Annotated in this window: 13 protein-coding genes; 11 read left to right on the plus strand and 2 right to left on the minus strand. The window is 57.5% G+C overall.

What is annotated here, in order from left to right:
* Positions 1–76: 76 nt before the first annotated feature.
* The gene (locus tag MID00_RS01915) at positions 77–856 is read right to left on the minus strand and encodes a helix-turn-helix transcriptional regulator (protein WP_254499591.1); all 780 of its coding nucleotides are present in this window, start codon (positions 854–856) and stop codon (positions 77–79) included.
* A 131-nt stretch (positions 857–987) separates the two neighbouring features.
* On the opposite strand from MID00_RS01915, the gene MID00_RS01920 reads away from it, so the two are divergent.
* On the plus strand, positions 988–2,427 hold the full coding sequence (locus tag MID00_RS01920) for an MFS transporter (RefSeq protein WP_254499592.1): 1,440 nt from the start codon (positions 988–990) through the stop codon (positions 2,425–2,427).
* A 70-nt stretch (positions 2,428–2,497) separates the two neighbouring features.
* Here the strand turns inward: MID00_RS01920 and prpR are convergent, their stop codons facing one another.
* The gene (prpR, locus tag MID00_RS01925; protein ID WP_254499593.1) at positions 2,498–4,411 is read right to left on the minus strand and encodes a propionate catabolism operon regulatory protein PrpR; all 1,914 of its coding nucleotides are present in this window, start codon (positions 4,409–4,411) and stop codon (positions 2,498–2,500) included.
* A gap of 254 nt (positions 4,412–4,665) precedes the next feature.
* Here prpR and prpB point away from each other — a divergent pair, with 254 nt between their 5' ends.
* The 10 genes from prpB (at position 4,666) to earP (ending at position 17,102) form a co-directional block, all read left to right on the plus strand.
* Entirely contained in the window at positions 4,666–5,565 is a 900-nt protein-coding gene (gene prpB, locus MID00_RS01930; protein ID WP_026484284.1) for a methylisocitrate lyase, read from the plus strand.
* A 104-nt stretch (positions 5,566–5,669) separates the two neighbouring features.
* Entirely contained in the window at positions 5,670–6,833 is a 1,164-nt protein-coding gene (gene prpC / locus MID00_RS01935) for a 2-methylcitrate synthase (RefSeq protein WP_009457712.1), read from the plus strand.
* An 88-nt stretch (positions 6,834–6,921) separates the two neighbouring features.
* Positions 6,922–7,323, plus strand: a complete 402-nt coding sequence (locus tag MID00_RS01940; protein ID WP_009457714.1) for a hypothetical protein — start codon at positions 6,922–6,924, stop codon at positions 7,321–7,323.
* A gap of 11 nt (positions 7,324–7,334) precedes the next feature.
* The gene (locus MID00_RS01945; protein WP_115634098.1) at positions 7,335–7,610 is read left to right on the plus strand and encodes a GNAT family N-acetyltransferase; all 276 of its coding nucleotides are present in this window, start codon (positions 7,335–7,337) and stop codon (positions 7,608–7,610) included.
* A gap of 139 nt (positions 7,611–7,749) precedes the next feature.
* Complete coding sequence (gene acnB / locus MID00_RS01950) at positions 7,750–10,335, plus strand: bifunctional aconitate hydratase 2/2-methylisocitrate dehydratase (RefSeq protein WP_022983544.1); 2,586 nt, start codon at positions 7,750–7,752, stop codon at positions 10,333–10,335.
* A gap of 321 nt (positions 10,336–10,656) precedes the next feature.
* Positions 10,657–11,823, plus strand: coding sequence for a TRAP transporter substrate-binding protein (locus MID00_RS01955; RefSeq protein ID WP_009457721.1), 1,167 nt, complete (start codon positions 10,657–10,659; stop codon positions 11,821–11,823).
* Positions 11,824–11,961: 138 nt separating this feature from the next.
* Entirely contained in the window at positions 11,962–12,594 is a 633-nt protein-coding gene (locus MID00_RS01960; protein ID WP_009457722.1) for a TRAP transporter small permease subunit, read from the plus strand.
* A complete protein-coding gene (locus MID00_RS01965; protein WP_254499594.1) occupies positions 12,591–14,513 on the plus strand; it encodes a TRAP transporter large permease subunit in 1,923 nt (640 codons plus the stop codon). The genes MID00_RS01960 and MID00_RS01965 overlap by 4 nt, the downstream gene beginning before the upstream one ends.
* Before the next feature lie 236 nt (positions 14,514–14,749).
* Entirely contained in the window at positions 14,750–15,961 is a 1,212-nt protein-coding gene (locus MID00_RS01970) for a DUF2863 family protein (RefSeq protein WP_254499595.1), read from the plus strand.
* A 1-nt stretch (position 15,962) separates the two neighbouring features.
* On the plus strand, positions 15,963–17,102 hold the full coding sequence (gene earP, locus MID00_RS01975) for an elongation factor P maturation arginine rhamnosyltransferase EarP (protein WP_254499596.1): 1,140 nt from the start codon (positions 15,963–15,965) through the stop codon (positions 17,100–17,102).
* The last annotated feature ends 39 nt before the right edge of the window (positions 17,103–17,141 follow it).

The raw sequence follows: 17,141 nt of genomic DNA on the forward strand, positions 1-17,141 counted from the left end.
ATGCCAAAGGCCGAGTTGCAGATAGCGCAAGCCGCCATCCCTGCCTAAAAACCCAAGACAGAGCGCTGATCAGACGCTACACCGCGTCTACGTTCGCCTCATCCTGCAAAGACAGTGCATAGACCACCATCCGCAAATGGCGGCTTTCATCAATAATGAGCGAAGTCTGCTCGAACTCGCGCAGTTGCCCATCCAGGACCAGACTACGCAGGCCACTACAGGGCAAATGCACATCATGTTGATCCCAGTACTGCTTGAACTCCGGTGAGACCCGCTTGAGCTCATTGACCAGCTCCTGCATATCCGTACCCTCTGTCGCACGTGCGAAATCCCGCCGAAAGCCGGACAACATTTCTGCTGCCTGCTGTTCCCAAGATGCAAAACGCGTATGCAGCACCGGATCCGTAAACATCTGCCAGAGCAAATTACGCTGTCCTGGCTGATGAGCGCCAAAGCCCAGCAATTCATCGGCCATGTCATTGAAGCCCAAGACATCCCAACGGAGATTCAGAACAAAAGCAGGATGGGGCAAATCGTGCATCAAGCGTCGCACCAGAGGAGGCAAGACACACCAGGTGATACCCGGCTCAGCTGGCAGCCGCTCGTGAGCCAGCAAAAACAGATGACGTCGCTCGGCCGCGTCCAGCCTCAAAACGCGAGCCAAATTATCCAGAAAGCTGGCTGAGACCCCGATGTCACGGCCTTGCTCCAGCCAGGTATACCAGGTCAACCCCACTCCGGCCAAAGCAGCAACCTCCTCGCGCCGCAATCCGGGAGTACGACGTCGGCCACCGCTAGGCAAGCCTACATCCTGAGGCAAAAGGCGTTCACGACAGGTGCGCAAAAAAGCGGACAAATCGGGCCGCGTTCGTTCCAGCGTTCTCACTAATCAAACCCCCATTACTTTCAGTAATAGCATAAACAGTTAAATTGTAATCGCTTAAAAAGAATTCAAGAATACAGATGTTTTCACCTCAGACAAGCATCATGAACTCGAATTCCTTCTGCTCTACCCCTTGCTCACACGCAGCAAACAACCCGCCCTGGCTCGGCCTTGCCGTCCTGCTTCTGGCCGGATTCGTCACAATTTTTGATTTATTCGTCGTCAATATCGCCATCCCCAGTATTCAAGACCAGCTGGGGGCCAGCTTTACCGAGATTGGCTTCATTGTGGCGGCTTATGAACTAGCCTTCGGCGTACTGCTGATTACAGGCGGCCGCTTGGGCGATCTATTCGGCAGGCGCCGACTTTTCATTATCGGCATGACCAGCTTCACCGTAGCCTCGGCTCTGTGCGGTGTTGCCCCCAATGCTCCACTGCTTATTGTGGCCCGAGTAGCACAAGGACTGGCAGCAGCCCTGCTCTTTCCCCAAGTTTATGCCTCCATCCGAGTCAATTTTGACGGAGACAACAGCCGCCGAGCGTTTGGGCTTTTAGGTATGACGCTGGGGCTGGCCGCCATCGCTGGGCAAATACTGGGGGGCTGGATGGTTCACGCCGATTTATTCCAGTTGGGCTGGCGCAGCATCTTTTTAATCAATATTCCAATCGGATTGCTGGCAGTTGCCGCCGCCCGCTACATCCCTGAAACCCGTGCTGACCAAAGCAGCAGCCTGGATGGTGCTGGCGTCATGTTGATCAGCCTGGCACTGAGCCTTTTGCTCATCCCTCTCATCCAAAGCGCCGAGCATGGGTGGCCCCCATCCAGCCTTGCCGCCGCTGCTGCCTTCTTAGGGGTCTTCTATCTGCACCAAGAAAAACGGCGCTGCACAGGTCACGCTCCTTTAGTGGACATGCAGCTTCTAACCCAGCCGCGCTTTGCTTTAGGGACTCTATTGGTGTTGTTGGTGTACTCCACCGCCAGTTCTTTCTTTCTCTGCTTTGCCCTGTTACTGCAAAGTGGCTTGGGCTTAAGCCCTCTGTATGCGGGCAGCATCTTTGCCCCTGCCAGTGTGGGTTTTGTGGCCGCATCCCTGAGTGCTCCCCGCCTCGTCGCCCGCTACGGCACCCGAGCCATTACCGTTGGCTCTTTCCTCTACGCCCTCTCTTTTGCCTGGCTGATTGCTCAAATTGCGTCAAGCGGTACAGAGTTGACTCCCACATACCTGATTCCCGCCCTGACTCTTCTGGGAGCCAGCCAAGGTCTAATCATGACGCCCTTGCTGAATCTGGTTCTAGGCTTCGTCGATGAAACGCAAGCAGGCATGGCCTCAGGTGTAATCTCCAGCACCCAACAAGTCGGCGCAGCCCTGGGGATTGCCGTGGTCGGCCTGCTCTTTAATAACGGGCGCACTTCAGGCAGCGCCACCTCAACCATTGCAGAACAATATATCTCTGCCTTTGCAACAGGCATGCTCTATAACATGGCTGCTGCTCTGCTGATCAGTTTGCTATTACTGGCGTTAAGCAGAACCAGCCAACACTAGAAATAAGCCTTAACTGGTGGAAGTCTGCTCATTGGCTTCATTTAAGCGAGCTGAATACAGCCAAATACCATCAGCCTTTACGCAACTTCCGCCACAAGGTACTACGGCTAATTCCCAACTGCTGTGCCGCCAAGGCACGGTTACCGCCACACTCTTCCAGTACTTTGGCCAAATGCTCTTGTTCACTGCGCTCCTGCTGATCACGCAAGGCTGGCGAGGCGGGCTCGCTCACCACGGCCCGCAACTCAGGCGCAATATCTTCCAGCACCACAGCCTGATCGCCTTGCACTGTGCCTAACACCATCAAACGTTCAATCAAGTTTTCCAGTTCGCGAATATTGCCCGGCCATGTGTAGTGGCGGCCTAGTTCAAGCAACTCCGCCATCCACTGCGGGTTGAGCATGCTTGCACCACCCAGACGTTGGGCAACCTTGGCCAGTAAATGCTCCACCAACTCCGGCAAGTCCTGCGTGCGCAGACGCAAAGGCGGCAAACGCAGCACCAGAATGTTCAGTCGATAAAACAGATCCTGGCGGAACACGCCTTCTTTAACCTGCGCGGCCAGATCGCGGTGAGTAGCCGCAATCACGCGCACATCCACCGGCGTTGGCTCAATAGCCCCGATACGCAGCACTTCTTTTTCTTGCAGCACACGCAGCAAACGGGTTTGTAGCGGCAAGGGCATTTCGCCGATCTCGTCCAGAAACAGGGTGCCGGTGTGGGCCGCTTCCACCAGCCCCACCTTGCCACCTCGACTGGAGCCGGTAAATGCCCCCTCCACATACCCGAACAGCTCGCTTTCCAACAGGCTGTCCGGGAAAGCCGCGCAGTTCACGGCCACAAAGGGTTGCGCGCGTCTGGCGCTGGCGCTGTGAATGCCTTGAGCCAGCAATTCCTTGCCTGTGCCGCTTTCACCAATAATCAAGGTTGTGGCTGTACTTTGAGCGCAAGCCTGGGCTTGAGCACGCAGCTTGCGCATGGGCGAGCTTTGCCCCACCAGATCAGATAGCTCGTAACGGGCATGACGCGATGCGGCTTGCTGACTGCGTGAACGCAAGCTGCGGTCCAGTCGTTGAATCGCTGCCGGGTCCTGGCAAAGCAGCACTGCCCCGCTCAAGCGCCCCTGCTCCAGAATCGGCATGCGGGTCACGATCGCGGTACGGCCACCTACTTGCTGCACCGTATCCAACTGCACTTCCAGACTGCGCAGCGTGCCAGCCAGATCCAGCTCGGGATACAAGGAACCCAAACGACGGCCAATCATGGCTTGAGCCGGTTGGCCCAACCAGGCTTCCATCGCCGGGTTGACGGTTTCAATCCGCTCGTCCCTGTCCACTGACACCACGCCGTCACGCAACTGCGCCAGAATCGTATTCAAGCGATCCCGGCGAGCAGCCTCAGCGCGAGCCACACGAGCCAGTTCGATAGCGGATTCCAGGGCCTGTCGCACCGCTCCTTGTGAATACAGCAGCACGCCTTCCATCTGATTCTCGCGCGCCAGATCCACCACAAGACCGGGTGCCAGCACCCACTCCACGCCCAACTCTTTCAAATCCTGGACACAGCTACGTGCATCAGCCTCGCTGCGATAGCTGCGTAACTCCACAGGCAGATCAAAACGCTGCACGAACTCCATCAGCTCCAGCGGCATTTCACCATAGGTCACCACCGCTTTGCGCTCTGCCTGTGCCGAGGCCAGGCTGCCCATAATGTCGAAGCCACCGGGATGGACCAACACCACCGGCAAGTCCAGATGTTCGCGCAAATAACTGCCGTTGGAACCGGCGGACACCAGCACGTCGATTTCGCCTGTTTGTCGCAAAACCTGCACGGCCTCCACGGCCTCGCCATAGGCTTTGTCCACAATCAGTATTTCGGCCTGAGCGCGAAACTGCGGCACCAGCTCTTCCAATAGAGAACGCAGTCCATGCAAGCCAAAAGCTACCAGACGCAGACGCGCAGGCGGGGAGGAAGGATAAGGCATATGGTTTCACCCGGGCTTCAATAATGCGACATTGTTTCAAATTACGTTTCAATATTGAAACACAAAAAAGAAAAAGACAATATTCCTGGAAGGGAGCGACGACATCGCTCCACGCGAGAAATCCCCGCCTCCTCTGGGTTCAGGCTTTTCATCGCCCCCATATTTGAACTTGGCACAGCATTTGCTTTCGTAGAACCAACCCATCGCAGCACTACGCTGACGACATTTTTATATCTTGTGATCTGGAGCCCCAAATGAGCCAAAACCAACTGACATCGGCAGGCGCCCGTTTCCGCCAGGCCCTGCGTGAAGAACAGCCTTTGCAAATCATCGGCGCCATCAACGCCAACCACGCTTTGCTGGCCCAACGCGCCGGCTACCGCGCCATCTACTTGTCGGGTGGCGGTGTCGCGGCTGGCTCTTTGGGCTTGCCTGATCTGGGCATCAACACGCTGGACGACGTGCTGACCGACATTCGTCGCATTACCGATGTGTGCGATCTGCCTTTGATGGTGGACATTGATACCGGCTTTGGCGCTTCGGCCTTCAACATTGCCCGCACGATCAAAAGCCTGATCAAGTTCGGCGCTGCCGCTTGCCACATTGAAGACCAGGTGGGTGCCAAGCGTTGCGGTCACCGCCCCGGCAAAGAAATCGTCAGCACTGGTGAAATGGCCGACCGCGTGAAAGCCGCTGTTGACGCACGTACCGATCCAGAATTCTTCATCATGGCTCGTACAGACGCGATTGCCGTCGAAGGCGTGGACGCTGCTCTGGAACGTGCCCAGGCTTGCGTGGAAGCGGGTGCAGACGGCATTTTTGCTGAAGCCTGCTACGACCTGGACACCTACCGTCGCTTTACCGAAACCCTGAATGTGCCTGTGCTGGCCAACATTACCGAGTTCGGTCAGACCCCGCTATTCACGGTGGAAGAACTGGCGTCGGCCAATGTCGCCATGGTGCTCTACCCCCTGTCCGCTTTCCGCGCCATGAACAAGGCCGCCGAAACTGTCTACCAAGCGATCCGTCGTGACGGACATCAAAAAAATGTCATCGATTTGATGCAGACTCGTGAAGAACTGTACGATCGTATCGGCTACCATGCTTACGAGCAAAGCCTCGACAAGCTGTTCCAGAAAAACAAGAAGTCCTGAGCCACCACAGGCTCCCGCCCGGCCCCTTGACTGGGCCGTCGCGCGGGTAAAACCCCATTCAGCAGCCAGCCTCGTGCTGGCTGCCCAGCAACCAGGAGACCTTTATGAGCAGTACTGAGAACACCCCTAGCACTGGCTTCAAGCCCAAGAAATCTGTTGCCCTGTCTGGCGTTGTTGCAGGCAATACCGCCTTGTGCACGGTCGGTCGCAGTGGCAATGATCTGCACTACCGCGGCTACGATATCTTGGACCTGGCCCAGGCTTGCGAATTTGAAGAAGTGGCTCATTTGCTGATTCACGGCAAATTGCCCAACCGCGACGAACTGCGCGCGTACAAGCAAAAGCTCAAGCGTCTGCGTGGCCTGCCTCTGGCCCTGCAAACCGCGCTGGAAACCCTGCCTGCCCACAGCCACCCCATGGACGTGATGCGTACTGCCGTGTCGGTTCTGGGTTGCGTGCTGCCTGAAAAAGACGACCACAACCTGCCCGACGCACGCGACATCGCCGACCGTCTGATGGCTTGCCTGGGTTCGGCCCTGCTGTACTGGTACCACTACAGCCACAACGGCGAAATGATTGACGTCCAGACCGACGACGACAGTATCGGCGCGCACTTCCTGCACCTGCTCCACGGCGAGAAGCCATCGGCCGAGTGGGAAAAAGCCATGCATGTCTCGCTGAACCTGTACGCCGAGCACGAGTTCAACGCCTCCACCTTTACCAGCCGCGTTATCGCCGGTACGGGTTCGGACTTCTATTCCGCGATTGCCGGTGCGATCGGTGCCCTGCGCGGCCCCAAGCACGGCGGTGCCAACGAAGTGGCTTTTGAAATCCAGAAGCGCTACGAGAACCCCGACCAGGCAGAAGAAGACATCCGCAAGCGCGTGGAAAACAAGGAAGTCATTATTGGCTTCGGTCATCCCGTCTACACCATCTCCGACCCACGCAACGAAGTGATCAAATCGGTGGCCAAAGAGCTGGCCGTGGCCGATGGCAACACTCGCATGTTCGACATTGCCGAGCGTCTGGAAAGTGTGATGTGGGAAGTGAAGAAAATGTTCCCCAATCTGGACTGGTTCTCGGCCGTGTCCTATCACACCATGGGTGTGCCTACTGCCATGTTCACGCCTTTGTTCGTGATCGCGCGTACGGCTGGCTGGGCGGCTCACATCATTGAGCAGCGCGTGGACAACAAGATTATTCGTCCTACCGCCAACTACATTGGCCCTGAAAACCAGAGCTTTGTGCCTCTGGACCAGCGCCCATAAGTCACAGATCCTGGGCTATTATTTGCCTGTGATCTAACCCACGGCCCCGCTGCATTGCGCACGCGGGGCCGTCTTGCTGGTGACTTCCATGCTCTCTGAATTTGTACGCTACGCCCTGCCGCTGGCCGGCACCTTGATGATTGCCTGTGCCTTGACCAGTCTGGTCTCCGGTGCGTATTTACTGCTTTTCAATCTGCGCCGCAGCAACCAGGTGTTGCGTCATCCCTATCTGGATCAGTACCCCTGGGAAAAACTCAGTTTTTCGCTGAAGGCAGGCGTACTGCTGGATTATTTTTTACGTCTGAATTTCCCCAAACGCCAAAGCTCGCTGTTTGGCAATGCCAATCGTCTGCTCAAGCACGTACAGCCCGACGACGTTCCCATGGGCGTCAAATGGCCCCTGATGGGACTGTGGGGCGGCTGCTTTCTGGGCATGATCGCCATGCTGGCTGTTTGGATTCTGATCGCCCTGCACTCCAACCCCACTTGAAGGAGCCTGCCATGACTACCGAGATCCACCACGACCCGCAAGCGCGTCTGTTTTACTGCGACATTGAAAACCGCCGCAGCGTGATCGAATACGAACTGGACGATGCTGTCATGAGCATCACCCACACCCGTGTGCCGCCCGAGCTGGAAGGCCGCGGCATTGCGGGGCAACTGACCCGCTTTGCGCTGGAAACGGCAAAAAACCAACAGTGGAAAGTACGCCCCATTTGCAGCTATGCCGTGGTCTATTTCCGCCGTCACCCTGAATACGCCGACTTGCTGGCCTGAGCCCGATAACAGTCAGCTTCTCGTAAGTCTTATATAAGATATAAGACCATTGCTTCGCTGCGCGCTTCAAATTACAATTGGGGCAACACGCGATTTATTGCATTTTCATATCAACCATTTACCGATAGGCACCCGCACTATGCTGGACTCTTACCGCGAACATGTTGCCGAGCGCGCTGCTCTGGGCATTCCCCCGCTGCCTTTGTCGGCTCAGCAGACCGCCGAGCTGATCGAGCTCATCAAGAACCCACCTGCCGGTGAGGAAGCATTTCTGGTCGACCTGCTGACGCACCGCGTCCCCGCCGGTGTGGACGATGCTGCCAAAGTGAAAGCCTCCTACCTGGCCGCCATCGCGCTGGGCACAGAAACCTGTGCTTTGATCAGCCGCGAGCGTGCCACTGAGCTGCTGGGAACCATGCTGGGTGGCTACAACATCAGCCCGCTGATCGATCTGCTGGATTCGCCTGAACTGGGTCAGATCGCCGCCAACGGCCTGAAAAACACCCTGTTGATGTTTGACTCTTTCCACGACGTTCAGGAAAAAGCCGAAAAAGGCAATGCCTTTGCAAAAGAAGTGCTGCAAAGCTGGGCCGACGGCGAGTGGTTCACCAGCCGTCCTGAAGTTCCAGAAAGCCTGACCGTGACCGTTTTCAAAGTCACCGGCGAGACCAACACGGACGATCTGTCCCCCGCCCCTGACGCCTGGAGCCGCCCGGACATTCCGCTGCACGCTCTGGCCATGCTGAAGAACCCGCGCCCAGGTATCGAACCTGAAGAGCCCGGCAAGAAAGGTCCTGTCAGCTTTATCGAATCCCTGAAAGAAAAGGGCCACCTGGTTGCCTACGTGGGCGACGTGGTCGGTACCGGTTCTTCGCGTAAATCGGCCACCAACTCCGTGTTGTGGTTCACCGGCGAAGACATTCCTTTCGTTCCCAACAAGCGCTTTGGTGGCGTGTGTCTGGGCAGCAAGATTGCTCCTATCTTCTACAACACCATGGAAGATGCCGGCGCTTTGCCTATCGAACTGGACGTTTCCAAAATGGAAATGGGCGACGTGGTGGAACTGCGTCCCTACGAAGGCAAGGCCTTCAAGAATGGCGAACTGATCTCCGAATTCCAGGTCAAGTCCGACGTCCTGTTTGACGAAGTGCGCGCCGGTGGCCGTATTCCCCTGATCATTGGCCGTGGCCTGACTACCCGTGCTCGCGAAGCACTGGGTCTGCCCCCAACCACCCTGTTCCGCCTGCCACAAAGCCCTGCCGATTCCGGTAAAGGCTTCTCCCTGGCCCAGAAGATGGTTGGCCGTGCTTGCGGTCTGCCTGAAGGCCAGGGCGTGCGTCCCGGTACTTACTGCGAACCACGCATGACTACCGTTGGTAGCCAGGACACGACTGGCCCAATGACTCGCGACGAACTGAAAGACCTGGCTTGCCTGGGCTTTTCGTCCGATCTGGTAATGCAGTCCTTCTGCCACACCGCCGCTTACCCCAAACCTGTTGACGTTAAAACTCACCACGAACTGCCTGCTTTCATCAGCACACGCGGTGGTGTTTCCCTGCGTCCAGGCGACGGTATCATCCACTCCTGGCTGAACCGCATGTTGTTGCCCGATACCGTGGGCACTGGCGGCGACTCGCACACCCGTTTCCCTATCGGCATCAGCTTCCCCGCTGGTTCCGGTCTGGTGGCCTTTGCCGCTGCTACCGGCGTGATGCCTCTGGACATGCCAGAATCCGTGCTGGTGCGCTTCAAGGGCGAAATGCAGCCCGGCGTCACCCTGCGTGACCTGGTTAACGCCATTCCTCTGTACGCCATCAAGCAAGGCTTGCTGACCGTCGAGAAAGCCGGCAAGAAGAACATCTTCTCCGGTCGCATTCTGGAAATCGAAGGTCTGCCCAACCTGAAGATCGAACAGGCTTTCGAGCTGTCCGACGCTTCGGCCGAGCGCTCCGCTGCTGCATGTACCGTGCGCCTGAGCAAAGAGCCCATCATCGAATACCTGAACAGCAACATCACGCTGCTCAAGTGGATGATTGCCAATGGCTACGAAGACGAGCGCACTATCTCCCGTCGTATCAAGGGCATGGAAGCCTGGCTGGCCAACCCGGAACTGCTGGAGCCCGATGCAGACGCTGAATACGCTGCTGTGATCGACATCGATCTGGCTGAAATTCACGAACCTATCGTGGCTTGCCCGAACGACCCGGACGACGTGAAGACGCTGTCCGACGTGTCCGGCACCGTGATCGACGAAGTGTTTATCGGTAGCTGCATGACCAACATCGGTCACTTCCGTGCCGCTTCCAAGCTGCTGGAAGGCAAGCGCGACATTCCAACCCGTCTGTGGGTCGCTCCTCCGACCAAGATGGACCAGCAACAGCTGAGCGAAGAAGGCCACTACGGCGTTCTGGGCGTAGCTGGTGCTCGTATGGAAATGCCCGGTTGCTCGCTGTGCATGGGTAACCAGGCACAGGTTCGCGAAGGCGCCACCGTCATGTCCACCAGCACCCGTAACTTCCCCAACCGTCTGGGCAAGAACACCAACGTGTTCCTGGGTTCGGCTGAACTGGCTGCCATCTGCTCGCGTCTGGGCCGCATCCCGACCCGCGAAGAGTACCTGGCCGACATGGGCGTTCTGCAAGCCAATAGCGAAGACATCTATCGCTACATGAACTTCGACCAGATCGAAGAGTTCAAGGAAATTGCTGACTCCGTAGGTCTGTAAGCCCTAGCGCTTGCAAAAAACGCCTTCGCCGCTTCATGCGGCGAAGGCGTTTTTCTTTGCCTGTTTGAAATGACTTCCCTCTCAAGAGGCCTGTAAAAAGCCTGTTCAGCACAGCCCACCCGTCGCTAAAGGTGCACTCACTCACGCTTATCTGCCCACGGGTATACCCCTATCATCATTGTGGTTACTCCTTATGTACGGCCAGTGTTCGAATCGCATATAAAGCTGAAAGCAAACTGAAAGAAAACTGAAATAACGCTGAAAAATCAGATTGCTGCAGTTTGCTCTCGAACGCTCACAGCCACTTCGGAGACACACCCAATGAGAAACAGGATCAAAAAAAGCACCGCGCCTCAAGCACAAACTGGCGCATCCCGGCGCAAGTTCCTGAGCGGTGCTGCAGCCGGCACCGCGGCTGCAGCAACGATGGGCTTTCCTGCCATCGCTCGCGCGCAGGGTCCCATCAACTTCCGCTTCCAAAGCACTTGGCCCACCGTCGACATCTTCCACGAATTCGCTCTTGATTTCGCCAAGAAGATCAACGACATGACCGGTGGAGATCTGAAAATCGAAGTTTTGCCCGCAGGGGCTGTTGTACCGGCCTTTGGCCTGCTGGATGCCGTCTCCAAGGGAACGCTGGACGGGGGCCACGGCGTGCTGGGTTACAACTACGGCAAGCAGAACGCCCTGGCCTTGTTTTCGTCAGGACCGGCCTTCGGCATGGACGCCAATATGGTCCTGGCATGGCACAAGTATGGCGGTGGCAAGGAGCTACTGGCCAAGCTGTACGATGCCATCGGTGGCAATGTCGTCTCCTTCCTGACCGGCCCGATGCCCACGCAACCGTTCGGCTGGTTCAAAAAACCCATCACCAAGACTGAAGATCTCAAGGGTCTGAAGTTCCGCACCAATGGCCTGGCTATCGACCTGTTCACTGAAATGGGCGCGGCCGTCAATGCTTTGCCGGGCGGTGAAATTGTTCCGGCACTGGACCGCGGCCTGCTCGATGGTGCGGAGTTCAACAACGCCGCCTCGGACCGCGCTCTGGGCTTTCCGGACGTGTCCAAGGTCTGCATGTTGCAAAGCTTTCACCAGGCCTCGGAAACCTTCGAGATCATGTTCAACAAGGACAAGTACAACGCCTTGCCGACACAGCTGAAAGCCATCGTCGACAACGCTGTGGAGGCCGCATCGGCCGACATGTCCTGGAAAGCAGTTGACCGTTACTCGCAGGACTACCAACGCCTGCAAAAGGAAGACGGCGTCAAATTCTACAAAACGCCCGACACCATCCTGCAGCAACAGCTGGTCGTGTGGGACCAGATCGTTGCCAAGAAGGCCGAAACCAACCCCCTTTTCAAGGAAATCGACGCATCGCAACGAGCGTTCGCGGCACGCGCCATGGCGTGGGACATGGACACCAACAATAACCGCCGTATGGCCTACAACCACTACTTCGGTCGCAAGGCTCCCCAAGCCAAGAGCTGACCCCTAACGGCAATTGCACTGCGTCATCCCGTCCAGCCGGATGTGGATGACGTCTCCTTCCCCACTCCAGGCCGGCCGCGCCCCAAGCCGCAGCCGACACGCATCAGACCCTTTCCGCGCTAGCAAGGTGAACCTACCATGCAGAAAATTCTGGTCTTTATCGACCGGTTCAATACGTGGATAGGCCAGTTGTTCGGCTGGCTAGTCCTGGCATTGACCCTGTTCGTTTCCTTCGAGGTCTTCTCTCGATACGTACTCTCCAACCCGCACGCCTGGGCCTTTGACATGATGAACATGCTGTACGGTGGCCTGTTCATGATGGCCGGTGCCTACACGCTCTCCAAGAACGGCCATGTGCGCGGGGATGTGCTGTACGGCTTTTTTCCACCCCGCCTGCAGGCAGCCCTGGATCTGATCCTGTACATCCTGTTCTTCATCCCTGGTGTGGTCGCCATGTTCTGGGCCGGTTACTACTTCGCAGCCGAGTCCTGGGCCATCACGGAGCACTCCAATATCACGGCCAACGGACCGCCCATCTACCCGTTCAAGGCCATCATCCCGCTGGCCGGTTTCTGCCTTCTGCTGCAAAGCTTCGTGGAAATGGTGTATTGCGTACGCTGCCTGCGAGACGGGAAATGGCCTTCGCGCGACAAGGACGTTGAGGAAGTCGATGTCGACAAGCTCATGGATATGGTGGACGTCAAAAGCGATGACATTGAGAAACTGGATGCCTTTGTCACAGGCGACGGCAAGAAAGGGAGTCCAACATGAGAAAAGAAATCTGGTTCGGGCTCACCCTACTGATCAGCATCGTCCTGAGCATTGCCATCCTCATGCCAGCGCCAGCAGACATGAGCAACGGCCATTTGGGCCTGCTCATGCTGGCGCTGATTGTCGTTACCATCATGCTGGGCTTTCCCACCGCCTTCACCCTGATGGGGATGGGGGTGATCTTTACCTGGCTGGCCTATCGCGACATGGGCACGCAGCAAGCAATCCAGCAGACCCTGGACCTGATGGTTCTGCGCACCTACGCCGTCATGACCAACGACGTACTGATTGCGGTGCCTCTGTTCATCTTCATGGGTTACCTGGTTGAACGCGCCAACCTGATCCAGAGCCTGTTCCAGGGCATGCACCTGGCCATGGCACGAATTCCAGGTTCGCTGGCTGTAGCCACCATTGCCACCTGTGCCATCTTTGCCACGGCCACGGGCATTGTGGGGGCCGTGGTGACTCTGATGGGGCTACTGGCCATGCCCGCCATGCTGCGGGCGGGTTACAGCGTGCAGCTAACGGCTGGCTCCATTACCGCTGGGGGCTGCCTGGGCATTTTGCTGCCCCCCTCCGTACTCCTGATCCTGTACGGCGCCGTCGCGGGTGTCTCGGTCGTGAAACTGTATGCCGGGGCCTTTTTCCCCGGCCTGATGCTGGCTGTCCTGTACGTGGTGTACGTCATCATTCTGGCCAGGCTCAAGCCCAGTGTCGCGCCTCCGCTTTCCGCGGAAGACCGGATCGTGCCTCTGCCAGCCTTCGCACAAACCATCAAGGAGACCATTACAGACCGTGCTGTACCCGGCCTGATCAACGCCATGAAGGGGCCTCGCAACGTCGACGTGCCCATGAAGCTGCTGGTCAAGAATCTGGCCGTGGCCTTGCTGCCCGCTGTGATCTTCATCGCTGTCATGGGCTTTAGCTATCAGTCGGTCACTGCACCCAAAGTAGCCGAGCACTACGAGCTGCAGGAAATGGGCGGCGGTTTCAATAACTTCGACAGTGACTACAGTGGCGGTGGGCTGGCAGAACCTCCGGGTGCTGGCGGTTTATCCGAACCTGAAGGCAGCGAGCCACTCGTGGCGCTGGGTGCCAGCGAACCGGGCGCAGAAGCTCCCGCAGCTGCAGCAGAGGCAGCCGAAGAAACAACTACGACAGAGCGCCAAGCCGCGCCAATGACATTCTGGATCTTTCTGATCGTGGGCAGTCTGGCCTTGTTGTGCTACTACGCCATGCTGAACTTCGCACGGCTGGAAATCTTCAAGATGCTGCTCAGCTCCTTCTTTCCGCTGACCATGCTGATCCTTGCCGTGCTGGGCAGTATTATCGCTGGCCTGTGCACTCCCACCGAGGCGGCGGCCTTGGGTGCCTTGGGCGGCATCCTGCTGGCCTTCGCCTATCGCCGCTTGAATTTCTCCATGGTGCGCGAATCGGTGTACCTCAGCGCCAAGACCAGTGCCATGGTCTGCTGGCTGTTCGTCGGTTCCAGTATTTTCTCGGCCGCCTTCGCCCTGCTGGGTGGTCAGGAACTGATCAATGGCTGGGTGCTGTCCATGGATCTGACACCCATCCAGTTCATGATCCTGGCGCAGATTGTTATTTTCCTGCTGGGTTGGCCGCTGGAATGGACAGAGATCATCATCATCTTCATGCCCATCTTCCTGCCACTGCTGGCGCACTATCAGATCGACCCCCTGTTCTTCGGCCTGCTCGTCGCCCTGAACCTGCAAACCGCATTCCTGTCACCACCGGTTGCCATGTCGGCTTTCTACCTGAAGGGCGTCTCGCCACCCCATGTCACCCTGAACCAGATTTTCCTGGGCATGATGCCCTTCATGGGTATCCAGATCCTGGCGATCATCATCCTGTATCTGTTCCCCGGCATCGGCCTGTGGCTACCTAGCGTGTTGTACTGATCGCAACCTGCCAACATCGGACCGGGCCCGACACCTCCCCCGCTATCACAGGGGAGGCGCCGGGTGCATGGAGGCGGCCCCTCGCGTACATGCCTGATAAGTCACAAATTATCGCCAGCCTCTATTTTGCAAGCACCAGAACTCTACCAGCCATCCCCTAGGGGCTACCCTCATTCACACACCCCGGTCGTGGCAAAGGGTAAACTAGCTTGTCCCTCTCTCGGTTTTGTATGTCCATGTCGCAACTCAATTCCAAACTGCTCGCCCAACAACCCAAAGAAATCCAGCGTCTGATCAATTACACCGACGCACTGGTACGTTCCGGCTCGCAGATCGAAGATCGCTATTGGCAAGGGCTGACTGCTCAATTGCTGGACAAGCTCTATAGCGGACGCCGCAATACAGCGGTTGAACAGACACTGGAACTGCTGGGCAGCCAGCAACAAAACCAGCATTACGAAATCCTGATGGAGCTGGCCGAGTCCCACGCCGAATGCCAGCAAATCGAGCATGACGGCGTGCTGTACGACGCCCTGCTGTTTTCAGCCCCGCTGACCGCCTGGACACGCTATCAACTTCCTCAGGGAATCCTGAAACCCCAGCAACACAAGGAACTGGAAGAGGCCTTGCGCGCCACAGTTCTGGCCGAAGGCACGATGTGCGCTCTGCTGCCCAATCTGGTCAATTACGACGAGATGCCGCAGACCTACCAGCAGGCTTACGCCTGGACGCGCAGCCTGACCGCGCAAGCCCTGGGCCGCAGCCAGGAGCCTGCTCCACTGAACAAACCCGAAGAAGCCAGCAGCCTGTTGGCCGACGCCCGCTTTCTGGTTGGTGTGGTTATGGCTCCGGTCGGTCAGCCCCTGTTTCGCTGGCAGCAATCCAGCGACAATCTGCAAGCCGACCATCTGCGCTGGGTAGAGCAATGGGTGGAGCGTTACTCCGCCATCGTCACACCGTTATTTACCGGCTGCCAGCTGCAGTTCCTGGCTCCCAACGCTTATTACGTCAATAACCGCGAGTCGGACCGCGAGATTCGCCCACTGGCCCTGAAGGCCGGTATCACCTGGCTGCAAACAGCCGTGAAGCTCTCGCCCGACCATTTGCGTGCGGTCATCGTTGCTTGCGGTGAAGAACAAGTGGAAGAATATCGCGTGGGCTTTAGCACCATTTCCTCGCCCACCGTGATTTATGGCTGTATCTGGCCTGTATTGAGCCAGGAAGAGGCCGAGTCCTCTTTCCACAGCGACGACCATATCGACATTCCGGACGTGATTGCCGCCCTGCTCAGCACCCTGGGTCTGGTCCAGATTCAGCGCCTGCCCGGCCTGCACTCCACCGAGACCTGCGACGATTGCAACGCGCCCTTCTTCCCGGACATCAACGGCGAGATGCAGCACCCGGAACTGCCGGACGAAATCGATCTGGACCCCGTACAGCTGCACTAAATTGAACACCGCTACTGCTTCCCAACCTGTATCCATAGACCTGTTTTGCCGTGTTATCGACAATCTGGGGGATATAGGCGTGTGCTGGCGGCTGGCCCGTCAGTTAGCTGCCAAACCCGAGGTCGCCCAGCTACGCCTGTGGGTAGATGATCTGCACAGCTTCAGCCGTATCCAGTCCGAAATTCAAAGCGAACGGCAAAGCCAGCAACTGCAGGGCGTAGATATTGAGCATTGGCACGACGCGCGCCAAGAATACCCCGCAGCACATCCCTTCGTGATCGAGGCCTTTGCCTGCGAACCGCCCGAAGCCATGACACGGCAACTGACGGCAGATAGCCATGTGTGGATCAATCTGGATTACCTGAGCGCCGAACCCTGGGTACAGGGCTGCCACGGCCTGCCCTCCCCACAAGCCGGTGGTGCGAACAAATATTTTTTCTTTCCCGGCTTTGTCCCGCAAACAGGGGGGCTGCTGCGTGAAAGCGATCTGCTGGCCCGTCGCGATGCCTTTCAACAGGACGATGTCGCCTACCAGGCCATGCTGAGTCGTCTGGGCGTGGCGCAGGAGCACATTCAAGCCCTGCTCCAGGGCGAGATGCAGCAAATGTTCCTGTTCTGCTATCCCGATGCGCCCGTCCTGGCCCTGCCCGAAGTGCTATCTACACTAAAGCAGAAAACCCTGCTGCTGGTGCCCGAGTCTGTTGCCCAAGGTATCCCGGATCTGGAGCAAGGCCACTTGCAAGTTCAGCGCATCCCCGCTGTGAATCAGGCCGATTTTGATGCCCTGCTCTGGCGTAGCGCGCTGAATATTGTGCGTGGCGAGGACTCCCTGGTACGCGCCATCTGGGCCGCTCAGCCCATGCTGTGGCAGCCTTACGTACAGGAAGAACAGGCCCATCTGGACAAGCTGCAAGCCTGGCTGGATACCGGCAATTTGCCCAAGCCGGTTCAAGCCCTGCATCTGGCCTGGAGCAGTGCCGATCAGGCCGGTGCCGCCACTGCCTTGAGCCGCTGCCTGGACCCCAAGGTGTTGCGTCTATGGCAACAAGAAGCCCGTACTTATAGTGAAAAACTGGCTGAACAAGCCGATTTGGCCAGCAGTTTGCTGAGTTTTTACACCCAAGTCGCCCGAAAACGCTAAAATAACGGATTACCTCTTAAAAGCTCCCTGACACTGCGT

Source organism: Alcaligenes sp. NLF5-7, assembly GCF_024266725.1.
In the GTDB taxonomy this organism is placed as follows: Bacteria; Pseudomonadota; Gammaproteobacteria; order Burkholderiales; family Burkholderiaceae_B; genus Alcaligenes; species Alcaligenes phenolicus.